The organism is Shigella sp. FC1967, assembly GCF_001743005.1.
Lineage (GTDB): Bacteria > Pseudomonadota > Gammaproteobacteria > Enterobacterales > Enterobacteriaceae > Proteus.
On the sequence record NZ_MIIZ01000717.1, the window covers coordinates 1 to 4,179 of the forward strand.

Below are 4,179 nucleotides of genomic sequence, written 5' to 3' on the forward strand. Positions count from 1 at the left end.
ACCGTACCGTTAATAATGATTGGATTATTGACATTTTTTCTCTCATTTTTACAGCCGATAATTTGGCATTGGGTTGATCTTTTCTATCAATTTTGCTTTTTGGTGTACTCCATTATTTTTACCATTTTGGCAAGAAAGTGGTGCTATTCCTTTATTATTAGCTTTTTTGGGGCTCGGCATTATTTTAGTCATCAAAATGTCATGGTGGCATTATCATTTTATATGCATTGTGGCTATTGGTGCTGTTTTATATTGTGAATTGACAGCTTCTTCACGCTATCAATGGCGAATGTCCATGCTAGATGTTGGACATGGTTTAGCTGTTGTTCTTGAAAAAGAAGGAGAAGCGGTTATTTATGATACTGGAATACGGTGGAAAAGTGGTGGTTCAATTGCCAAAAGTGTCATTATTCCTTATTTAAAAAGTCATCGGCTTAAACCCGTTGCATTGATAATTAGTCACGATCATCTTGATCATACTGGGGGGGATTAACGATTTAATAAAAGCGTATCCTAACTTAAACATTCGTAGTAGTTTTGACGATCCTTCGCATTTTACCTTGTTTAAGTAATAAATCATGGCAATGGAAAGGGCTTCGATTTGAGGCATTATGGCCACCGAATAAGTTACCTTCCCCGAAGAATAATCAATCCTGTGTGATTAATGTCAGTGATGGTAAACACCATATTCTTTTGACTGGAGATATAGAAAAAGAAGCTGAAGCTCAATTAGTAAGAGTCAAAAAAGAACAACTGAAAGCCGATGTTTTACAAGTTCCTCACCATGGTAGTCAAACATCATCCACATTGATGTTTATTCAAGCAGTATCACCTAAATTTGCGCTCGTTTCTGCTGCTCGTTATAGCCCTTGGCGTTTACCTTCTGATAAAGTACATCATCGTTATAAAAGAGAAGCTATTAATTGGCTAACAACTTCTATTAGTGGACAAATTTCTATCGAGTTTAATCAAAATAATATTGATGTATTTACCTATAGACGAGATATTTTACCTCGTTGGTATCATCAGTGGTTTGGTGTTTTGACGTTTCCCGAGTAGAATGACCGGCTAATTATTAAAAGTTTGGTAATATATATGAATGATATAGATCTATCAACGTGGCAAACATTCCGCCGCTTATGGCCAATGATCCGACTTTTTAAAGCAGGGTTAATCGTTGCTGCAATTGCATTAGTCATCAATGCGGGGGTGGATGCATTTATGATTTCTTTATTAAAACCGCTTCTTGATGAAGGTTTTGGTAAAGCCAGCAATGACGTATTAAAATGGATGCCTCTTGCTGTTATTGGACTGATCGTTCTGCGTGGTATATCTAACTTTATTTCAAGTTACTGCCTTTCTTGGGTATCAGGAAAAGTGGTAATGAATATGCGTCGCCGACTGTTTTCTCACATAATGGGAATGCCGGTGAGCTTTTTTGATCAGCAATCAACAGGGACTTTACTCTCTCGTATCACATATGATTCAGAACAAGTTGCCTCTTCATCATCAGGCGCATTAATCACAGTTGTACGTGAAGGTGCTTATATTATTGGGCTATTTTGTTTGATGTTTTACTATAGCTGGCAATTATCCCTGATCCTTATCGTTATCGCACCTATTGTGGCTGTTGTTATCCGTTTGGTATCGACTCGTTTTAGAACGATCAGTAAACGGATCCAAAATAGCATGGGACAAGTAACAACTAGCGCAGAGCAAATGCTAAAAGGGCATAAAGAAGTTCTGATTTTTAATGGTCAAGAAGTTGAAAATAAGCGCTTTAACCATGTGAGTAATCATATTCGCCGTCAAGGTATGCGTATGGTTGTCGCCTCGTCAATTTCAGATCCTATTATTCAATTGATTGCTTCCTTTGCATTAGCATTTGTTCTATATGCAGCAAGTTTCCCAGAAATTATGGAAACATTAACGGCGGGGACAATTACGGTTGTCTTCTCCTCAATGGTTGCATTAATGCGCCCATTAAAATCGTTGACTAACGTAAATGCTCAATTTCAGCGTGGTATGGCTGCTTGTCAGACACTATTTACTATCCTCGATATGGAGCAAGAAAAAGACACGGGTAAGCTTGAACTGAAAAAACCAACGGGTGATATTGAATTTCGTAACGTGACTTTCCAATATGTTACGAAAGATACGCCAGCATTGAAAAATATGTCGTTTACCATTCCAGCAGGAAAAACTGTTGCATTAGTTGGACGTTCAGGCTCTGGTAAATCTACGATTGCCAACCTGATCACTCGTTTTTATGACGTTAATGAAGGTGAGATATTAATTAATGGTCATGATATTCGTGAATACACATTAAAATCTTTGCGTAACCAAGTTGCATTAGTTTCTCAAAATGTGCATCTTTTTAATGAAACTGTGGCAAACAATATCGTCTATGCTTGTGAAGAGCAGTATACCCGTGAAGATATTGAAAAAGCGGCGAAAATGGCTCATGCGATGGATTTTATCCAAAAAATGGATAAAGGCTTAGATACTGAAATTGGTGAAAATGGTGTGTTACTTTCAGGTGGACAACGTCAGCGTATTGCAATTGCAAGAGCATTATTACGAGATTCCCCTATTCTTATTCTTGATGAAGCAACATCAGCGTTAGATACAGAATCAGAACGAGCTATTCAGTCCGCACTTGATGAACTACAGAAAAACAGAACCTCTTTAGTCATTGCTCACCGTTTATCAACGATTGAAAAAGCGGATGAAATATTAGTTATTGAAGACGGCGAAATTGTTGAACGTGGCGCACACCTTGATTTGATTGAAAAACAGGGTATTTATGCACAACTTCACAGGATGCAATTTGGCAAATGATTGAGCGGATTTGGTCTGGTAAATCTTGGTTTTATATCCTATTGCTTCCATTCTCATGGTTGTATGGTGCGATTACACTGCTAAGGCGTTTTGCATATCAGAAAGGGTGGTTAGCATCATGGAAGGCCCCTGTTCCTGTTGTGATTGTGGGGAATTTAACTGCAGGTGGGAATGGTAAAACACCTGTTGTGATATGGCTTGTTGAGCAATTAATACAGCGGGGATTTAAACCAGGTGTCGTGTCTCGTGGTTACGGCGGAAAATCAGATCATTATCCATTACTTTTGACATCCGATACGACACCAGCCATGGCTGGTGATGAACCTGTATTGATTCATCATCGGACAACGGCTCCCGTTGCAGTTGCGCCTAATCGACGAGATGCAGTAAAAGCGTTATTAGCTCAATATGATCTGGATGTGATCATCACTGATGATGGTTTACAACATTATGCATTACAGCGTGATTATGAAATTGTTGTCATTGATGGTCAACGTCGATTTGGCAATGGTTGGTGGTTACCAGCAGGCCCTATGCGGGAGCGTGCAGGGCGCTTAAATTCAGTAGATGCAATTATCGTTAATGGTGGAGTAAGCCAAGGTAATGAGATAAGCATGGTACTGGAAGGTGATATTGCTGTTAATCTTAAAACGGGAGAAAAAAGACCAATCCAGCAAATTAAAAAGGCGGTTGCTATCGCTGGGATTGGTCATCCACCTCGATTTTTTAACTCATTACGTGAAAAAGGGATTGCATTAATCACAACAAAAGCATTTAGTGATCATAGTGATTATAGTGCTCAAGAATTACAGGATTTAACACCTGATTTAGAACCGCTTATTATGACAGAAAAGGATGCTGTGAAATGTCAGCATTTTGCACAAGATAATTGGTGGTATTTACCTGTTAGCGCTGAATTAAATAGCCAATCTGTGCTAAAACAAGTCAGCAATTTAATTTACAGCTCGAAAAAAAACTTGTATCTGATCTGAAACAATGATATTTATAATGGAAATCAGGATAGCGTTACATAAAAGATTACCTACCCGTAGTTGCATATCGCTTTTGTCGTAGTTCAATTTAACTCGCCATTACCCTATCTACTCAAAAGCCTTGTGTGGAGAGTTTGTGGATCTTGAATGTAAATTAATATTTTGTGCAGTGAAGAGTGTCAGCTTTGTGCATGATGAATGATAAAAAACCGTTTTTAATGATGACTCATTGTTTTTTATATTCGGTTGTCTTTTTTTATCCATGCTCTATAAATATCGAGATGTCATTTTTTTCGTCATATTTGATACTGTAAATATTTTATTGCGCTTTTATGATATTTTATTC

4 protein-coding genes are annotated in these 4,179 nt (G+C 37.9%); all 4 read left to right on the forward strand.

Going from position 1 to position 4,179, the window contains the following annotated elements:
• Window positions 1-73 precede the first annotated feature (73 nt).
• From BHE89_RS25585 to lpxK, 4 genes are read left to right on the forward strand one after another with little or no spacing between them, the layout of a single operon-like run.
• A complete protein-coding gene (locus BHE89_RS25585) occupies window positions 74-493 on the forward strand; it encodes an MBL fold metallo-hydrolase (protein ID WP_286146073.1) in 420 nt (139 codons plus the stop codon).
• Between the two features lie 44 nt (window positions 494-537).
• On the forward strand, window positions 538-1,059 hold the full coding sequence (locus tag BHE89_RS25590; RefSeq protein ID WP_286146074.1) for an MBL fold metallo-hydrolase: 522 nt from the start codon (window positions 538-540) through the stop codon (window positions 1,057-1,059).
• Window positions 1,060-1,095: 36 nt separating this feature from the next.
• Complete coding sequence (msbA, locus tag BHE89_RS10790; protein ID WP_069368239.1) at window positions 1,096-2,841, forward strand: lipid A ABC transporter ATP-binding protein/permease MsbA; 1,746 nt, start codon at window positions 1,096-1,098, stop codon at window positions 2,839-2,841.
• Window positions 2,838-3,833 (forward strand): tetraacyldisaccharide 4'-kinase, encoded by a 996-nt coding sequence (gene lpxK / locus BHE89_RS10795; RefSeq protein WP_128860469.1) that lies wholly within the window; start codon window positions 2,838-2,840, stop codon window positions 3,831-3,833. Before msbA ends, lpxK begins: the two co-directional genes overlap by 4 nt.
• The last annotated feature ends 346 nt before the right edge of the window (window positions 3,834-4,179 follow it).